The organism is Cellulosimicrobium sp. MI9406 (assembly GCF_040595865.1).
GTDB classification, from domain to species: domain Bacteria; phylum Actinomycetota; class Actinomycetes; order Actinomycetales; family Cellulomonadaceae; genus Cellulosimicrobium; species Cellulosimicrobium funkei.
In genome coordinates this window covers 54256-69818 of record NZ_JALIZI010000005.1, presented here as the reverse complement: position 1 = coordinate 69818, position 15563 = coordinate 54256, and the positions used below count along the sequence as shown (strand labels likewise).

Annotated in this window: 12 protein-coding genes; 5 read left to right on the top strand and 7 right to left on the bottom strand. The window is 75.2% G+C overall.

The window, feature by feature from the left end; genetic code table 11:
- Positions 1–85 precede the first annotated feature (85 nt).
- Positions 86–1471, top strand: a complete 1386-nt coding sequence (locus MT994_RS10570; protein ID WP_354806188.1) for an FAD-binding oxidoreductase — start codon at positions 86–88, stop codon at positions 1469–1471.
- Positions 1472–1520: 49 nt separating this feature from the next.
- On the opposite strand, the gene MT994_RS10565 is transcribed toward MT994_RS10570, so the two are convergent.
- The 4 genes from MT994_RS10565 to MT994_RS10550 form a co-directional block, all read right to left on the bottom strand.
- Positions 1521–2096 (bottom strand): DUF4240 domain-containing protein, encoded by a 576-nt coding sequence (locus MT994_RS10565; RefSeq protein WP_354806186.1) that lies wholly within the window; start codon positions 2094–2096, stop codon positions 1521–1523.
- 69 nt (positions 2097–2165) lie between these two features.
- Entirely contained in the window at positions 2166–2606 is a 441-nt protein-coding gene (locus tag MT994_RS10560) for a protein-tyrosine phosphatase family protein (RefSeq protein ID WP_163186682.1), read from the bottom strand.
- 151 nt (positions 2607–2757) lie between these two features.
- Positions 2758–4515, bottom strand: a complete 1758-nt coding sequence (locus tag MT994_RS10555) for an acyl-CoA dehydrogenase family protein (protein WP_354806184.1) — start codon at positions 4513–4515, stop codon at positions 2758–2760.
- Between the two features lie 98 nt (positions 4516–4613).
- The gene (locus MT994_RS10550) at positions 4614–5294 is read right to left on the bottom strand and encodes a TetR/AcrR family transcriptional regulator (protein WP_354806182.1); all 681 of its coding nucleotides are present in this window, start codon (positions 5292–5294) and stop codon (positions 4614–4616) included.
- Between the two features lie 139 nt (positions 5295–5433).
- On the opposite strand from MT994_RS10550, the gene MT994_RS10545 reads away from it, so the two are divergent.
- Positions 5434–6990 (top strand): AMP-binding protein, encoded by a 1557-nt coding sequence (locus MT994_RS10545; protein WP_354806180.1) that lies wholly within the window; start codon positions 5434–5436, stop codon positions 6988–6990.
- Positions 6991–7000: 10 nt separating this feature from the next.
- On the opposite strand, the gene MT994_RS10540 is transcribed toward MT994_RS10545, so the two are convergent.
- On the bottom strand, positions 7001–7462 hold the full coding sequence (locus MT994_RS10540) for an Lrp/AsnC family transcriptional regulator (protein WP_021482652.1): 462 nt from the start codon (positions 7460–7462) through the stop codon (positions 7001–7003).
- 191 nt (positions 7463–7653) lie between these two features.
- Here MT994_RS10540 and MT994_RS10535 point away from each other — a divergent pair, with 191 nt between their 5' ends.
- From MT994_RS10535 to MT994_RS10525, 3 genes are all read left to right on the top strand, one after another.
- Positions 7654–9090: an FAD-dependent oxidoreductase gene (locus MT994_RS10535; RefSeq protein ID WP_354806178.1), complete on the top strand. Its 1437-nt coding sequence runs from the start codon at positions 7654–7656 to the stop codon at positions 9088–9090.
- Between the two features lie 125 nt (positions 9091–9215).
- A complete protein-coding gene (locus MT994_RS10530; RefSeq protein ID WP_354806176.1) occupies positions 9216–9941 on the top strand; it encodes a HEAT repeat domain-containing protein in 726 nt (241 codons plus the stop codon).
- Between the two features lie 139 nt (positions 9942–10080).
- Positions 10081–10716 carry a sugar O-acetyltransferase gene (locus MT994_RS10525; protein WP_194521672.1) on the top strand — a complete coding sequence of 212 codons (636 nt, stop codon included), beginning with the start codon at positions 10081–10083 and terminating at the stop codon, positions 10714–10716.
- A gap of 424 nt (positions 10717–11140) precedes the next feature.
- Here the strand turns inward: MT994_RS10525 and MT994_RS10520 are convergent, their stop codons facing one another.
- Entirely contained in the window at positions 11141–14044 is a 2904-nt protein-coding gene (locus MT994_RS10520; RefSeq protein WP_354806174.1) for a hypothetical protein, read from the bottom strand.
- Positions 14045–14146: 102 nt separating this feature from the next.
- On the bottom strand, positions 14147–15487 hold the full coding sequence (locus tag MT994_RS10515) for a sugar ABC transporter substrate-binding protein (RefSeq protein WP_021480451.1): 1341 nt from the start codon (positions 15485–15487) through the stop codon (positions 14147–14149).
- Positions 15488–15563 lie beyond the last annotated feature (76 nt).

The window sequence follows — 15563 nt, the reverse complement described above, 5'->3', positions numbered from 1 at the left end:
AGACCGTGCCCGCGCGTCGTCGTCCAGGTGACCTGACCGCACCTCCGGCCGTGCAGCGCGCACACCGACGAAGGGGACCAGCACCATGACCGCCTCCACCACGCTCTCGCCCACCGACGTCGCCGCGCTGCGGGACCGCGTCACGGGTCGCGTCCTCGCGCGGGGCGACCTGCCCGACGGCGGCCCGACCGCCGCGGAGGCCGTCGCCGCGCACAGCACGCTCGTCGCGCACGACCCCGACGTCGCGGTGCTCGCGGAGACGGAGGCCGACGTCGTGGAGGCCGTGCGGTTCGCGGCCCACCACGGGCTGCGCGTACGGTCGCACGCGACGGGCCACGGCGAGTCGTCGCCGATCACGGACGGCGTCGTCCTCGGGACGAGCGGCCTCGCGGGCGTCGAGGTCGACCCGGCGTCGCGCGTCGCGCGCATCGGTGCCGGGACGCGCTGGAACGCGGTCGTCGACGCGGCCGCGGAGCACGGGCTCGCGCCCGTCACGGGCTCGTCGACGTCCGTCGGGGTCGTCGGGTACACGCTCGGCGGCGGGTACGGGCCCCTGACGCGCAGCCACGGCCTGACGTCGGACCGGGTGCGCGGGTTCCGGGTCGTGCTCGCCGACGGGTCGGTCGTCGAGGCGGGCCCGGACACGGAGCCGGACCTGTTCTGGGCGCTGCGCGGCGGCAAGGGCGGGCTCGGCGTCGTGACGCGGCTCGACCTCGAGCTCGTGCCGCTGCGCACGCTGTACGCGGGCTCGCTCACGTTCGACGCCCCGCACGTCGAGGAGGTCCTGCGCGGCTGGGCGTCGTGGACCGCGACCGCGCCCGACGACGTCACGACCTCGGTCGCGGTGCTCGCCCTCCCGGGCCTGCCGTTCGTCCCGGAGCACCTGCGCGGCCGCACGGTGCTCGCCCTGCGCTTCGCCTACCCGGGCGACCCCGCGGAGGGCGAGCGCCTCGCCGCGCCGCTGCGGGCGCTCGCGCCCGCCCTCGCCGACACGGTGGGCGAGCTGCCCGTGACGGCCGTCGCGACGATCCACGCGGACCCGGAGGACGCCGGGCCGTCGTGGGTCTACGGCGCGGGCCTGCGGGAGGTGGACGAGGAGTTCCTCGACCGGTTCCTCGCCGAGCTCGGGCCGGGCAGCGGGTCGCCGTTCGTCGCGGCCGAGCTGCGGCACGTCGGCGGCGCCGGGGCGCGCGACGTCGAGGGCGGGTCCGCCGCGGGCGGCCGCACCGCCGGGTTCCTGCTGAGCCTCGTGGGCGTCAACCCGCCGCGGCTGCCGGACATGGTCGCCGCCGCCTCCTCGTTCGCGCAGTGGTCGCAGCCGTGGGCCGCGACGGAGACGAACATCAACTTCCTGCCCGGGCCCTGGACGGACGACGCGCTCGCCCGGGCCTGGTCGCCCGGGACCGCGGCACGCCTCGCGTCGGTGCGCGCGGCGTACGACCCGACGGGCCTGTTCGCCTGGCGGGTCTGACCTCGCCACCTCCCCCGGCGCCCGGGGGAGGCGCCCCGGCCCGTTCCGGTCACACCGCGAAGAGGGCGGTGAGCCGCGGGAGGCGACGCGCGTTCTCCTCGTCGTCGTCGAAGTCCCACTGCTCGCCGGCGGGCTCGCGGTGGGAGTGCCCGGACGACGTCCGCTCGCGCGCCGCGTGGTACGCCTCGTCGTCCTCACCCGTCGCGCGCGACCAGGCACCGCCGACGAGCCACTCGAGGGACTCGTACCCGAACCACGGCGAGCCGCCGTCGGCCATCGCGGCGACCACGGGATGGTCGGCGAGCGAGTCCGGGTCGGCGACCGCACGCTCGAACGTCGCACGACCCGCGAGGACGAGCCCGTCGCGGAAGTCCATGAACCCGTCGTCGCTGCACCCGCCCTCGACGAGGTACGCCGCTCCCCACACCGGCCACGCGTAGGCGTCGCGCGCCACGGCACCGGCGACGTCGGCGAACGCGAGGATCTCGTCAGGGCTCAGCCGCTCGACGAGCAGGTCGGTCAGGACGCCGGGCAGCGGGTCGTCCTCGGCGCCGCGGTCGTCGGCACCCGCGCCCGCCCGGTCACGCGCGGCGTCGACGATCTCCCAGAAGCTCTCTCGATCCATGCACCGGACGGTACGACCAGGCACCCACGGACGATCGCTCCCTGGCACGCCACTGTCCCGGAGCCGGATCTACGGGACCGTGCTGGCCCCGGTGCGGCGGACCCAGCGGCGCTGCCACGGCGTCTCGACGGCGCGAGGCCGGTAGTGCGCGCGAACCCAGGCGACGGCGTCGTCGGGACGGACGCCACCCCAGACGGCGAGGAGCGCGAGCGCCGTGCCGGTGCGGCCGGTCCCACCCCCGCAGGCGACCTCCACGCGCTCGTCGGGGGCCCGCTCGTACGCCTCGCGCAGCACCGCGACGGCGTCCGGCGTGGACCGCGGCAGCGCGAAGTCCGGCCACCGGACCCAGCACGACTCCCAGGGCTGCGACGGCGGCCGCCCTCCGGTGAGGTAGACGCCGAGCTCCGGCTCGTCGCCCGGCCCGGGCAGCCCCGCGCGCAGCCCGCGACCCCGCACGCGCCGTCCGTCGGGCAGCTCGAGGACGCCGTCGCCCCGTTCCCACGAACCCACGTGCCCCTCCTCGCCGACGAGGGCGCTCACCGACGCGAGGACCCCCCTCTGGTACGGCCCGATCACGGCCTCGATCTCGGGCCACCGCTCTCCGAGACCGTAGCCGAAGCAGGACGGGGGTTGTGTGTTCCAGACGCCAGCCGGCCGCCGGTCATGCCCCCGCGTGCCGGGCGAGGATCGCGTGCGCGTCGGTGCCCCGCGGCAGGACGCCGTAGCCGTGGCCGCGGTCCTCGCCGAGCCGCGCGGCGACGAACGCGTCGGCCGTGCCCGCCGGCGCGTGCCGCACCACGAGCGACGCCTGGAGCGCGAGGGCGAGCGACTCCACGACGCGACGGGCCTGCGCCTGCTGCGCCCCGGCGTCGGCCCCCGCGACCTCCGCGAGCAGACGGCGCGTGCGCGCGACGTGCGCGTCGAGGACGGGGTGCGCGCCCGCCGTCGTGGCGAGCTCCGCCTCGAACGCCGCGACGGACGCGGGCTCGCGGCCCATGGCGCGGAGCACGTCGAGCGCGATGACGTTGCCCGACCCCTCCCAGATCGCCATGACCGGCTGCTCGCGGTAGCGGCGCGCGAGCGGGAACGCCTCCGTGTAGCCGTTGCCGCCCAGGCACTCCATCGCCTCGTACGCGTGGTGCGGCCCGCGCTTGCACACCCAGTACTTGCTCACGGCCGTCGCGAGGCGGCGGAACGCGCGGTCGTGCTCGGACTCGCCGTCGTGCGCGGCGGCGAGGCGCACCGACGTGAGCGTCGCGGCCTCGGACTCGAGCGCGAGGTCGGCGAGCACCGCGGTCATCGCGGGCTGGTCCACGAGCGCCGCGCCGAACGCGGTGCGGTGCCGCGCGTGCCACAGCGCCTCGGTGACCGCCTGGCGCATGCCCGCGGCCGAGCCGTGCACGCAGTCGAGCCGCGTGCGCGACACCATCTCGATGATCGTCCGCACGCCGCGGCCCGGCTCCCCGACGAGGAACCCGACGGTGCCGTCGAGCTCGATCTCCGACGACGCGTTCGACCTGTTGCCCAGCTTCTCCTTGAGGCGCTGGATGCGGAACACGTTGCGCGTGCCGTCCTCCAGCACGCGCGGCACGAGGAAGCACGACGGCGCCCCCTCGCCCGATGCGCCCGGCACCTGCGCGAGCACGAGGAACGCGTCGGACATCGGCGCCGAGCAGAACCACTTGTGCCCGGTCAGCAGGTAGGCGCCGTCGGCCCCGGCGGGCACGGCCGTCGTCGCGTTCGCGCGCACGTCCGAGCCGCCCTGCTTCTCCGTCATCGCCATGCCGACGAGCACGCCGGGCTTGCTGCCCGGGGCCGCGAGGGCGCCGTCGTACCCGCGGGCGAGCAGGCGCGGCTCCCACGCCGCGGCGAGCGACGGCGCGTGCCGCAGCGAGGGCACCGCCGCGTGCGTCATGGAGACCGGGCACGCGTGGCCCGGCTCGACCTGCGCGAACAGCGAGAACACCGCGCCCCGCACCACGTTCGCGCCCGGCCCGGGCTCCGCCCACGCGCTCGTGTGCGCGCCGTGCGCGACGGCCGCCCCGATCACCTCGTGGTACGCCGGGTGGTACTCCACCTCGTCGATGCGGTGGCCCCGGCGGTCGTGCGTGCGCAGCACGGGCTCGTGGACGTTCGCGAGCTCGGCCGCGCGCTGGAAGTCGCCCGTCCCGACGAGCGCGCCGACCTCGACGAGCCGGTCCTCGCCCCACGCCCCGCCGTACGCGTGCACCGCCTCGCGCAGCACGGGGTGGTCGAGGTACTCGTTGACCCCCTCGCGCTCCGGCGGCTGGTTGGTCACGCGGTGGGTCGTGCGGGGTGCCGGGTGCGGGACGGCGGTCGCGGCGTCGGTGACGCTTGCGGTCCCGCTGGTGCCGGCGGCCCGGGTGGGAGTGTCGCTGCGGGTGTCGGTCGGGGTCACGGTGTCCTCCTGCGGCTCTGCGGGTGGCTCGGGTCGGTGCGGCGGTGCTCGGGTGCGGCCCGGACGGTCGGGTCAGGTGGGTGGTTCGGGCGGGCAGGTCAGGCGGGGGCGGGCGCCACCGTCCGGGCGCCCACGGCACCCAGGCAGAAGCGCTGGATCGTGGCGACGACGGCGTCCCGCTCGCCGGGGGTCGGCGCCGGGCCCGTGGACCCGCCGTCGCGGGCCGCGGCGAGCGGCGACAGCGGGCCGGTGAGCGACTCGCCGATCGCCCCGACGAGCGCGGTCGCGACGACTGCGACGTCCTGGTCGGGGATCTCGCCCGCCGCGACGCCGTCGCGCACGACGTCCGCGAACGTCGTCGCGTACGCGCGGCGGTACTCGAGCCGCGCGGCGTCGACGGCCGGGTCGACGGGCTCGAGCAGGAGCGCCCACGCGAGCGTCGGGCCGCGCAGCGCGCGCCGCGCGAACGTGTCGACGGCGCGGGCGAGGCGCACCGCGGTGCCGCCGCCGGGCGGGTCGTCCGGGCGTGCGGCGGCCGCCGCGCGCACCGCGTCGAGCTCGACGTCGGCCGCCTGGCGGAACACCGCGACGAGCAGGTCGGCCTTCGTCGGGAAGTAGGAGTAGACGCCGCCGGTGCTCACCCCGGCGCGCGCCGCGAGCGCCTGCACGCTCGCGCCGGCGAACCCGTGCTCGGCGACGATCGTCCGCGCTGCGTCGAGCAGGGCGTCGCGCTTGCGCTCGCGGGCGGCGCGCGTCGCCGGAGTCTCGCGGTAGGGCACGGGTCCTCCGTCGTCGTCGGGTGAACCGCCTCGGGGCGGCTTCCACGAAGAATTGAAGCATGATTCAATTCATCGCGGTACCGGCCGCCGGGCCGGAGGCGTCGAGGACGACGCCGCGCACGACGTCGAGGAGGACGACATGCACCTGGGCAGCATGCTCGAGAGCACGGCACGCAAGGTCCCGACCAAGGAGGCGCTCGTGCTGGGCGAGCGCCGGCTCACGTACGCCGAGCTCGACGCGGCCGCGCGCCGCGCGGCGGCCGTCTTCCGGGACGCCGGCGTGCGCCCCGGCGACCGCGTCACGGTCATGACCTACAACACGCCGGGGTTCGTCGTCGCGGCGTTCGGCCTGTGGCGCGCGGGCGCCGTGCTCGTCCCCGTCAACCACAAGCTCCAGGCGCCCGAGGTCGCGCGGCTCGTCGCCCACAGCGGCGCCGTGCTGGGCGTCGCGGACGCGAGCCTGGCCCCCGTCGCGACCGCCGCCGCGCCCGCGGTGCGCTGGCTGTGGACGGAGGCGGACGCCGTCGGGCAGGACGCGGAGGGGACGCCGGGGCGCGACGACTTCGACGCGCTCGTCGCGGCCGCCGCGCCGTGGGACGGCGTGCCGCCTGACCAGGACACGATCGCCCAGGTGCTCTACACGTCCGGCACGACGGCGGCCCCCAAGGGCTGCGAGCACACCCACCGCGGGCTGAGCTCGGTCGCGGCCTACACGACGGCGGCCGTCGGGCTGCGCGCGGACGACCGCTTCCTTCTCGCGATGCCCATCTGGCACGCCTCGCCCCTCAACAACTGGTTCCTGTCGATGGTGTTCCTCGGCGGGACGACCGTGCTGCTGCGCGAGTACCACCCGATCGAGATGCTGCGGACGGTCGAGGCCGAGCGCACGACCGCGTTCTTCGGCGCGCCCATCGCGTACGTCGCGCCGCTCCAGGTCGCCGCCGCGCAGGGCATCGACCTGTCGACGTTCGACCTGTCGAGCGCGCGGCTGTGGCTCGCCGGCGGCGCGCCCGTCGGCGCCGACACCGTGCGCGCGATCCGCGCGGCCTACCCGGGCGAGCTGCACCAGGTCTACGGCATGAGCGAGATGGGTCCGGTCGGCACCGCGCTCGGCCCGGCCGACCAGGAGCGCAAGGCGGGCTCGATCGGGCACGCGGGCATGCCCGGCGTCGACGTGCGGGTCGTGGACCTCGACGGGGACGACGTCGGCCCGGGCGGGACCGGGGAGATCTGGCTGCGGTCGGACACCCGGATGGTCGGCTACCTCGACGACCCGGAGGCGACCGAGGCCGTGCTCGTGGGCGACTGGTACCGCACCGGCGACGTCGTGCGCGTCGACGAGGACGGGTACCTGTTCATCGTCGACCGGCTCAAGGACGTCATCATCACGGGCGGCGAGAACGTCTACTCCCAGGAGGTCGAGGAGGCGCTGCGCGGCTCCCCGGAGGTCGCGGACGTCGCCGTCGTCGGGCGGCCGCACGCCGACTGGGGCGAGACGGTCGTCGCGTTCGTCGTCCCCGCGCCCGGTGCCGAGCCGACGCTCGACTCGCTGCGCGCCTTCCTCGCCGACCGGCTCGCGCGCTACAAGGTGCCGCGCGACGTCGCGCTCGTGACCGAGCTCCCCCGGAACCCCTCCGGCAAGCTCACCAAGCACGTCCTGCGGTCGCGCGTGCGGGAGGGGACGACGGTGGCGTGAGGCCAGGGCCTCAGGGACGCGCGTGCTCGAAGATCACCGTCGTGCTCGTCCCGGCCACCTCGGGGCGCACGCTGAGCGTCCGGGACACCAGGTCGCGCAGCGCGTCCGAGTCGGCGACCGCGACGTGCAGCAGGAAGTCGCGGTCGCCGGTGACGAAGAAGACGCCCTCGACGTCGGGCAGCGTCAGCAGGTAGTCGCGGAACGCCTCCAGGCCCTTGCGGGCCCCGGCCTGGAGGCGGATCGCGATGAGCGCCTCGAGCCCCCGGCCGAGCGCCGCGGGGTCGACGTCGGCCCGGAAGCCCCGGATCACGCCGCGGTCCACGAGGGCCCGGACGCGCGCGTGGCACGTCGAGGCCGCGATGCCGACGCGGGCGGCGACCGCCGCGTTCGTGGCGCGCGCGTCGGTCGCGAGGACGTCGAGGATGCGACGGTCGACGTCGTCCAGCGCGGGCGGTCGAAGATCCTTCGGCACGGTGGGCCTCCCCTGGTCGGCGGGCGAACGTCGCGGCGGCGGCAGCGGCCGGGAGCGATGATCCTTCGGCACATCTTGCCGCACACCGAAGGATCCACCACGCTGTGAGTCGTGCGGCACCATCCCGCCGCACACCAGCCACGCGCCCGCCTCGCCACCCGCGGGGCGGGCGTCGGTCGAAGGAGCCCGGCGTGAGCACGACCTCTCGTCCCCGTCCCCGTTCTCGCGACGCCCGGTCGGCACCCCCCGGCCGCGCCCCTCGCACGGCCGTGGTCGTCGGCGCCGGCATGGTGGGGCTCGCGACCGCGTGGCACCTCCAGGAGCAGGGCGTCGAGGTGACCGTCGTCGACCGCGAGGGCGTCGCCGCGGGCTCCTCGTGGGGCAACGCCGGGTGGCTCACCCCCGGCATGGCGATGCCGCTCGCCGACCCGTCCCTGTGGACGTACGGGCCGCGCGCCCTCCTCGACCCGGCCGCTCCCCTGCACGTCCCGCTGCGGTTCGACCCGCGCCTGTGGACGTTCTTCGCGCGCTTCATGGCGCACGCGACGCAGGCCCGCTGGGACCGCGCGATGGCGGCCCTCACCCCGATCGACCGCGTCGCGCTCGACGCGTTCGACGAGCTCGCCGCGGGCGGCAGCCTCGGCCACGGCGTCGAGGCCGGCACGATTCCCGGCCCGTTCACCGTCGCGTTCGAGCACGTGCGCGAGGCCCGGCCCTTCCTGCGCGAGCTCGAGCACGTCGCCGCCGCCGGGCAGACCGTCCCCGTCCGGCGCGTCGAGGCTGGCGAGCGCGCCCACCAGCTCACCGACCGCGTCTCCACCGTCTACGCGCTCGAGGGCCAGCGCTTCCTCGAGCCCGGACCGTACGTCCACGCGCTCGCCGACTCCGTGCGCGCCCGCGGCGGCACCATCCTCACCGGCCTCGAGGTGCTCGACGTCGAACCCGGCCGCCTGGGCGCGTGCGTCTTCGCGCGCGCCGTGCACCCCGACGCCGCCCGGCACCCCGCCCTCGTGGGCGCCGGGGCGAGCGACGGGTCCGGGGTGACCGACGGCGTCGGGCCGGACGCCGGGGTGCCGCGCCGGGCCGGCTCCCCCGTCGACCGCGAGGAGGGCGTCGTGCTGCGGGGCGACGCCGTCGTGCTCGCGACCGGCGCGTGGCTGCCCTCGCTCGCGGCGCCGCTCGGCGTGCGCACGCGCGTGCAGGCCGGACGCGGCTACTCGTTCACCGTGAAGACCGACGAGCCCGTCGAGACGCCGATCTACCTGCCCGCGCGCCGCGTCGCGTGCACGCCCTACCAGGGCCGGTTCCGCATCGCGGGGACCATGGAGTTCCGCGGCCCGGACGAGCCGCTCCAGCCCCGGCGGATCGACGCGATCCTCGCATCCGTGCGGCACCTGTTCCAGGGCGTCGACCTCGACGACCGGCACGACGAGTGGGTCGGCTCGCGCCCCGTCACGCCCGACGGCCTGCCGCTCGTCGGCGCGACGCGCACGCGCGGCGTCTACGTCGCGGGCGGCCACGGCATGTGGGGCATGGTGCTCGGGCCCGCGACCGGCCGGGCGCTCGCCCACCTCGTGACGACCGGCGAGACCCCCGACGAGATCCGCGCGTTCGACCCGCTGCGCTGAGCCAGGGGCCAGGCGCCCTCGGGCGGCTCCCGGCCCCTGGCTCGCGGCTCGCGGCCGCCCGAGCCCGGCCGAGCCCGGCCGAAAGACCCTGTCGGGCGGGGGCGCCGCGTCCTAGCGTGGTCGGCATGACCGTGCGAGAGGAGCACCGGGCCGCGCTGCGCGCGCTCGGCGGTAACCCGGCGGCGGTGCGCGCGCACCTCACCGCGGGATCGGGGCTGCCGGGCCCGCGCGCGAACCTCGAGCTCCTGGGCGCGTTCGCCGACGTCGCGCCCGCCGACCTCGTGCGCGCCCTGGCCGACGACCCCGACGAGTACCTCCGGTGCTGCGGGACGTGCGGGCTGGGCCGGCTCGTCGTCGAGGCCCCCGCCGACGCACGCGCGGAGCCGACCGACCGGCTGCGCGCCCGCGCGTCGGACGGGTCGTGGCGCGTCCGCGAGGCCGCCGCGATGGCGCTCCAACGGATCGGCGACGCCGAGCCCGCTACGCTCCGCACGCTCGTCGCGTCGTGGGTCGCCGACCCCGACCCGCTGGTCCGCCGCGCCGCCGTCGCCGGGATCTGCGAGCCGCGACTCCTGCGAGACCCGGCGACCGCGACCGCCGCCCTGGACGCGTGCGCGGCCGCGACCGCCTCGATCGGTGCGCTCCCCGTCGACGCGCGCCGCGACCCCGACGTGCGCACGCTGCGCCAGGCCCTCGGGTACTGCTGGAGCGTCGCCGTCGTCGGCGACCCGGCCGCCGGTGTGCCGCGGTTCGCGGCGCTGCGCGGGTCGTCGGACCCGGACGTGGCGTGGGTCGTGCGCGAGAACGAGAAGAAGGCGCGCCTGCGCCGCGTGCTCGACCGCGCGTCCTGACCCGCCGCGGGCGACCGCCCGTCGACGGCGGCCGACGGGCCGTGCCGCGGTGAGCTCACCGGTCGCGCGTCGGGTCTTGCGCGGCGTCGCGGTCGCCTATATGTTTAATCGAAATACTAATCTGCGACGAGGGAGTCCGATGAGCAGCACGACCGAGCCGACGACGAGGATGGCCGAGCTGGCCGCCACGGACGAGGACCTCCGCAGCCTGCTCTCCGGCGGGTGGCTGCGCTACCGCACGTCGCCCGCGCTGCAAGAGCTGACCCGCGACGCGCACGCGACGTGCGCCCGCATCGGGCGCGTGTACTTCGAGGACGTCGACGAGGCACGCCGCCTCTTCCACCGGCTCGTCCCCGGCGCCGAGGAGGGGATCGACTTCCGCCCGCCGCTGACGATCGACTACGGCGACCGGCTGCAGATCGGCGCGCGCACCTTCATCAACGCCGACTTCATGGTCATCGGCGGCGGCCTCGTCACGATCGGCCCGGACTGCCTCATCGGTCCGCGCTGCTCGATCTACACGCCGAACCATGCCGAGGACGTCGTCCGCCGCCGCGAGGGCTGGGAGCGCCCCGAGCCCGTCACGATCGGCAGCAACGTGTGGATCGGCGGCTCGGTCACCCTCACGCCCGGCGTGACGATCGGCGACGACAGCATCATCGGCGCCGGGTCCGTGGTCACGCGGGACATCCCCGCGGGCGTCGTCGCGGTGGGGAACCCGTGCCGGCCCGTCCGCGCGATCGCGACGGACCCCGAGGACTCCGCCGCCCGCTGAACGGCACGCGCGCCCGGGCGACGACGCCCGGCGCGCACGACGACGCAGTCACCGAGCAGCCGGCGCCCTGCGCCGGCGGAGAGCAGGAGCCATGCAGTGTGCAGAGTGCGGGACCACCCCCCGCGACGGCCGGGTCGCGACGGCCGTGTGCAGCGAGTGCGGCGCGGCCACGTGCGCGGAGCACACCCACGAGGTGAGGATCCGGATCCCCGCCACCTCCGTGGGGAACCCCGTCGTGCGGACGGCACGACGCCTGCGGTGCAGCGAGTGCACCCGGCTCGCGGAGCCGCTGGAGCAGGTCCGGCGGTAGCCGCGCGGCGCTCCGCCTCGGGGTGCTCGGCCCTCGTGCCGCCCTGGAGAGCACAGCGCTCGGGCCCCGCACGGTCCACTTCCGTGCGGGGCCCGAGCGACGTCGGCCAGCCGGTCAGCCGCAGTCGAGCGCGTCGTACGCGACGTCGTACCGGCCGTCGCGCCCGTCCGTCGACGCGGTCACCGTGACGGTCCCCGCCTCGAGCCGGGCCGCGCGCACGGCGAACGACTGGTAGCCGGAGCGCTCGGGCGCGACCGCCGCGAAGTCGCGGCTGCCGTACGCCGTGACGACGGCGAGGTCGACCGCGGACGGCTCCTCGTTCGTCGCACGCACGGCGAGGTACGCGGTGCCCGCCAGGCAGCGCGGCTGCACCTGGACCTCCACCGCGACGCCCGGCGAGGACGCCCCGTTGCTCACGTCGAGCACGAGCGGCGCGAGGGCCAGCGTGTCCAGGTTCGGGGCCCAGCCCGTGGCGTTGCCGAGCGTCAGGGCACCGTCGTCGGTGGTCAGGTCCAGAGCCACCGTGTGGGTCCAGAAGCCCTTCCACGAGTAGTTGTGCCGGAAGGCGCCGCGCGTGGTGCCGCCGCCACCCTCGCTCACGTCGAGGAAGCGCGTGATGACGTCGGTGTTGTACGCGTGCCCGGTGTTCTTCTCCGCGTTCGCGTACCGCACCACGAGGTCGTACTGGCCTGCGCCCACGCCCTCCGCGCGCGGCCACACGGCGACGCTCTGCTCGCTGCCGCCCAGCCAGGAGACCTGCCGTCCCGACACGTCGGTCGGCTGCGCGACCGACTCCAGCCGCGCACCGCCCGAGAGCTGGAGCACGTCCTCGGCCTCGACCATCTCGACCGACGCGTCCGACCCTGCCGCACGCGTGGTCGTCAGCGCACCGAGCGAGATGCCGCCCGGCGCGGTGACCGCGAGCTCCGTGATCCCCTGCGCGAGGTGCACCCGCGCCGACGAGGTGCGCGCACCGGCGGCGTCGGCCTCGAGGCCCACGACCTCCCGGCCGTTGAGCCGCAGGCCCACCGTGGTCGGTGCGTCCGCGGAGTAGTCGAGCGTGACGTCGTAGTACCCCGTCTCGCGCGCGGCCACGTAGAACGTCGCGGTGCCGTCGCCGCCGACCTGCACCCGCCCGGCCTCTCCGGCGTCGTAGGAGACCGACGCTCCCTGCAGACGGGCGAGGTGGGCCGGGTAGGTCGTCGTGTCCGGGCCGTCCACCCGCTCGAGGTCGAACCGGTCGAGCGTGACGTTCGCCCCGGGCAGCACGGTCGACCCGTCGGCGCTCGCGCGCACCGACAGCTCGCGCGCACCCGCCTCGAGCTCCACCAGGACCTCCGCCTTGCCGCGGTAGGAGTCCGAGAACCCCGCCTCGTAGCGGATCGTCCCCGCCGGAGCCCCGTCGACGAACAGCGCGTGCGAGCCCGGCCCCACGTTCGGCCCGTTCACCCCCGCGATGACGCCCAGGCGGTACGTGCCCGTCGTCGGGACGTCGACCGTCCACGACGCCGACGCGCCCGCCGTCGTGAACCCGCGCACGTCCTTCGCGCCCGAGGCCGCGAACGTCCACGCGTCACCGGCCGGCCGGTCCACGACCGTCAGCCCGGACAGCCGGGTCGACTCCGCCTCCACGCGCTGCCTCCACGTCGTGTCCGCCACGGGCGCCTCGTCGAGGGCCGGCGTCACCACGACCTGGTAGGCGGAGTGACGGTCGTCGTTCGGGACGACGACCTGCACCGCGCCGTCGACCACCGACGCGCGCTCGGCCACCACGACCGGCGGCGCCAGGGCCTCGCCCTCCTGCCCGGTGAACTCCGCCCGGCGCACCTGGACGTCGACCTCGTCGCCGAAGACCTCCGCGTCGACCCCTGACACGTCGAGGCGGACGTCCTTCGAGCCGCCACCGAAGAGCACCGTCGCCTGGCGCTTCTCGGCGTCCAGGGCGGCGAGCCCCTGCAGCGTGTCGACCGCGTTCAGCGCCGGCGGGGTGAGCTCCACGGTCTCCCCCGTGAGGTCGCCGTACCACTTGAGCAGCCACCACGCGCCGTTCGCGCCGTTGTTCTTGGCCATGTTGTCGTTGAGGTTGCCCGCGAACGTCCAGTACGCCGTCTGGGCGTCGACCTTCTCGTCCTCGAACATCGAGATCCACTGCACCAGCTGGCCGGGCACGCCCATGTCGCGGCGCATCGCGTACTCCGTGATGTTCACGGGCAGCGGGCCGACGCCGACCTCCTGCTCGATCCGGCGGAACTCGGCGAGGTGCGAGCGGAAGGTCGCGAGGTTCTCGACCCCGAGCTCGTGCCAGGTCCACATGTCCGGCAGGACGTCGTTGGCCTTCGCGTAGGTGAGGATCTGGCGGGTGCTCGTCCCGTGCCACCACGCGTCACCAGGGCCGGCGATCCGTGCCTCGGGGTAGACCTCCTTGATGGTCTCGTAGGCGGCCTTCCAGTCCGCGAGGAACGTGTCCCGCATGACGTTCCAGTCGCCGTACCAGTTGATGCCGTCGGGCTCGTTGAACGGCGTGAAGACGTACCGCTCGGGGTAGTCGGACTCCTCGACGATGCTCGTCACGACGGTGCGCACGATGTCGAGGTACGTGTCGAAGTCCTCGGGACGCTTGCCGCCGTTGTAGGCCCAGTCGGGGTAGTAGTCCTGGATGTTCACCATCAGGTACTCGCCCCCGTTCTCGAAGAGCGAGCGCTCGACGTCGAGCGGGTCCCCGTTGGGGTGCTGCGCGCCGTGCGGTGCCTTCTGGGTGACGTTGGTCGGCCGGGCCCCCGCGATGATGGGGTCGGTGGGCACGCCGTCGTCGCCCAGCCCGTAAAGCATGCCCGAGGCTCCGCCCTGCACCGCGCCCGTCGACGCTGCCAGGTCGACGGCCAGGACCTCCACGTCCTCCGCGGCCGCCGCGCCGGGCAGCACGGTCACCGCGCCGGTCGCCACGACCACGGACGCGGTCAGCCCCGCCGTGAGCCGGCGGAGCATCCTGCGCCCGCCGTCCGCTCTCCTGCCGTGCATCTGTCCACACTCCTTCGTGCTGTCGGGGAGCGGGGCGGCCGGGACGACCGCCCCGCCGACGGGGTGCGGCGACTCCGCCGCACCCCGCCGTCGTGCTGGTGCTCAGTCCGCGAGGACCGCGTTGATCTGCTCGTTGGCCTCGGTCAGCGACGACGCGTCCTTGTTCCCGAGCGCGATGTCCTCGAAGGCGACCGACGCGATCGCGTTCACCTCGCCGGCCCGGACGGTGATCGGCGGGAGGAACGTGCGCCCGTCCTCGCGGTAGCTGAAGAACGCCGAGACGTCCCAGCCCTTCGCGTCGAACGCTTCCAGCGCCTTGTCGGCCGAGCCGGGGATCGCGGGGAACACGACGGCGTGCTCGGCGACGACGTCCTGGCACGCGCTCGACCCGAGGTACTTGACCCACTCCCACGCAGCGTCCTGCTTCTTCGACGACGCGCTGATCGAGTCGGCGACGCCGTTGAAGAGCGAGGCGCGGTCACCCGTCGGCCCGACCGGGCCGGGCGCGATCCCGACGTCGACGCCCTCGAGCGCCTTGAAGGTCCCCGTCGCCCACGAGCCGTTGGTGCCCATGGCGACCTTGCCGGAGCCCACCTGGGTGAGCGTCTCCTCGGAGAACACCCCGGCGGCGGGCGCGTAGCCCTTGTCCGCGAGGCCGTAGAACCAGTCGACGGTCTTCTGGAACTCGGGGTCGTCGAAGTTGTAGCGCGTGCCCCACGGGTTCTGGTCGAGGTAGTCCCAGTCGAGCGACCCCGTGAAGTTGGCCCACTGCATCTGGCCCGTCTCCTCGAAGTTCGGGTTGATGCCCAGGCCGTAGACCGCGACGTTCGACTTGTCGAACCCGGCCTCGTCACCGCGCACGCCGTTCGCGTCCACCGTCAGGTGCGCGACGATCTGCTCGAACGTGCCGCCGTCGTCGGGGTTCCAGTCGGCGGCCCAGAGATCCTCCGCCGTGTAGCCCGCGTCGGCGACCAGCGCCTCGTTGTAGAAGAACGCGGTCGTGTCCCAGTCCTTCGGCAGGCCGTAGAGCGAGCCGTCGGCGTAGCGCCACGGGTCGACGAGGCCCTCGGCGTAGACCGACGTGTCGACCGAGTCCTCCTCCACGAGGTCGTCGAGCGCGACGATCTGGCCCTGCGCCGCGAACTCGCCGTACTTCGACAGGTGGTCGACGAACACGTCCGGGCCGGAGCCGCCCACGAAGGAGGCGGTGAGCTTCGTCCAGTAGTCGTCCCAGGCGAACTGCTCGATCTTGATCGTGATGTCCGGGTTCTGCTCCGTGAACGCGGCCGCGCACTCCTGGTAGGCGGGCACCTGGTTCGAGTCCCAGAGCCAGTACGAGACCTGCTCGCCCGACCCTCCCGAGCCCGAGCCGCCTCCCGACGAGCACGCACCGAGAGCCAGGACCAGGCATCCCGCCACCGCGACGTGGACAGACTTTCGCATCGTTGTTCCCTTTCGCAGACATCCGCGTCGATGGTGCGGAATGGTTGTCGGGTCCGACGGCCGCCGGCCCGTGCCC

Bases quoted from the DNA above. Each gene is read 5' to 3' on its own strand.
- MT994_RS10570 (WP_354806188.1), top strand. From the start codon at position 86: ATGACCGCCTCCACCACGCTCTCGCCCACCGACGTCGCCGCGCTGCGG.
- MT994_RS10515 (WP_021480451.1), bottom strand. From the start codon at position 15,487: ATGCGAAAGTCTGTCCACGTCGCGGTGGCGGGATGCCTGGTCCTGGCT.
- MT994_RS10520 (WP_354806174.1), bottom strand. From the start codon at position 14,044: ATGCACGGCAGGAGAGCGGACGGCGGGCGCAGGATGCTCCGCCGGCTC.
- MT994_RS10565 (WP_354806186.1), bottom strand. From the start codon at position 2,096: ATGGATCGAGAGAGCTTCTGGGAGATCGTCGACGCCGCGCGTGACCGG.
- MT994_RS10525 (WP_194521672.1), top strand. From the start codon at position 10,081: ATGAGCAGCACGACCGAGCCGACGACGAGGATGGCCGAGCTGGCCGCC.
- MT994_RS10545 (WP_354806180.1), top strand. From the start codon at position 5,434: ATGCACCTGGGCAGCATGCTCGAGAGCACGGCACGCAAGGTCCCGACC.
- MT994_RS10530 (WP_354806176.1), top strand. From the start codon at position 9,216: ATGACCGTGCGAGAGGAGCACCGGGCCGCGCTGCGCGCGCTCGGCGGT.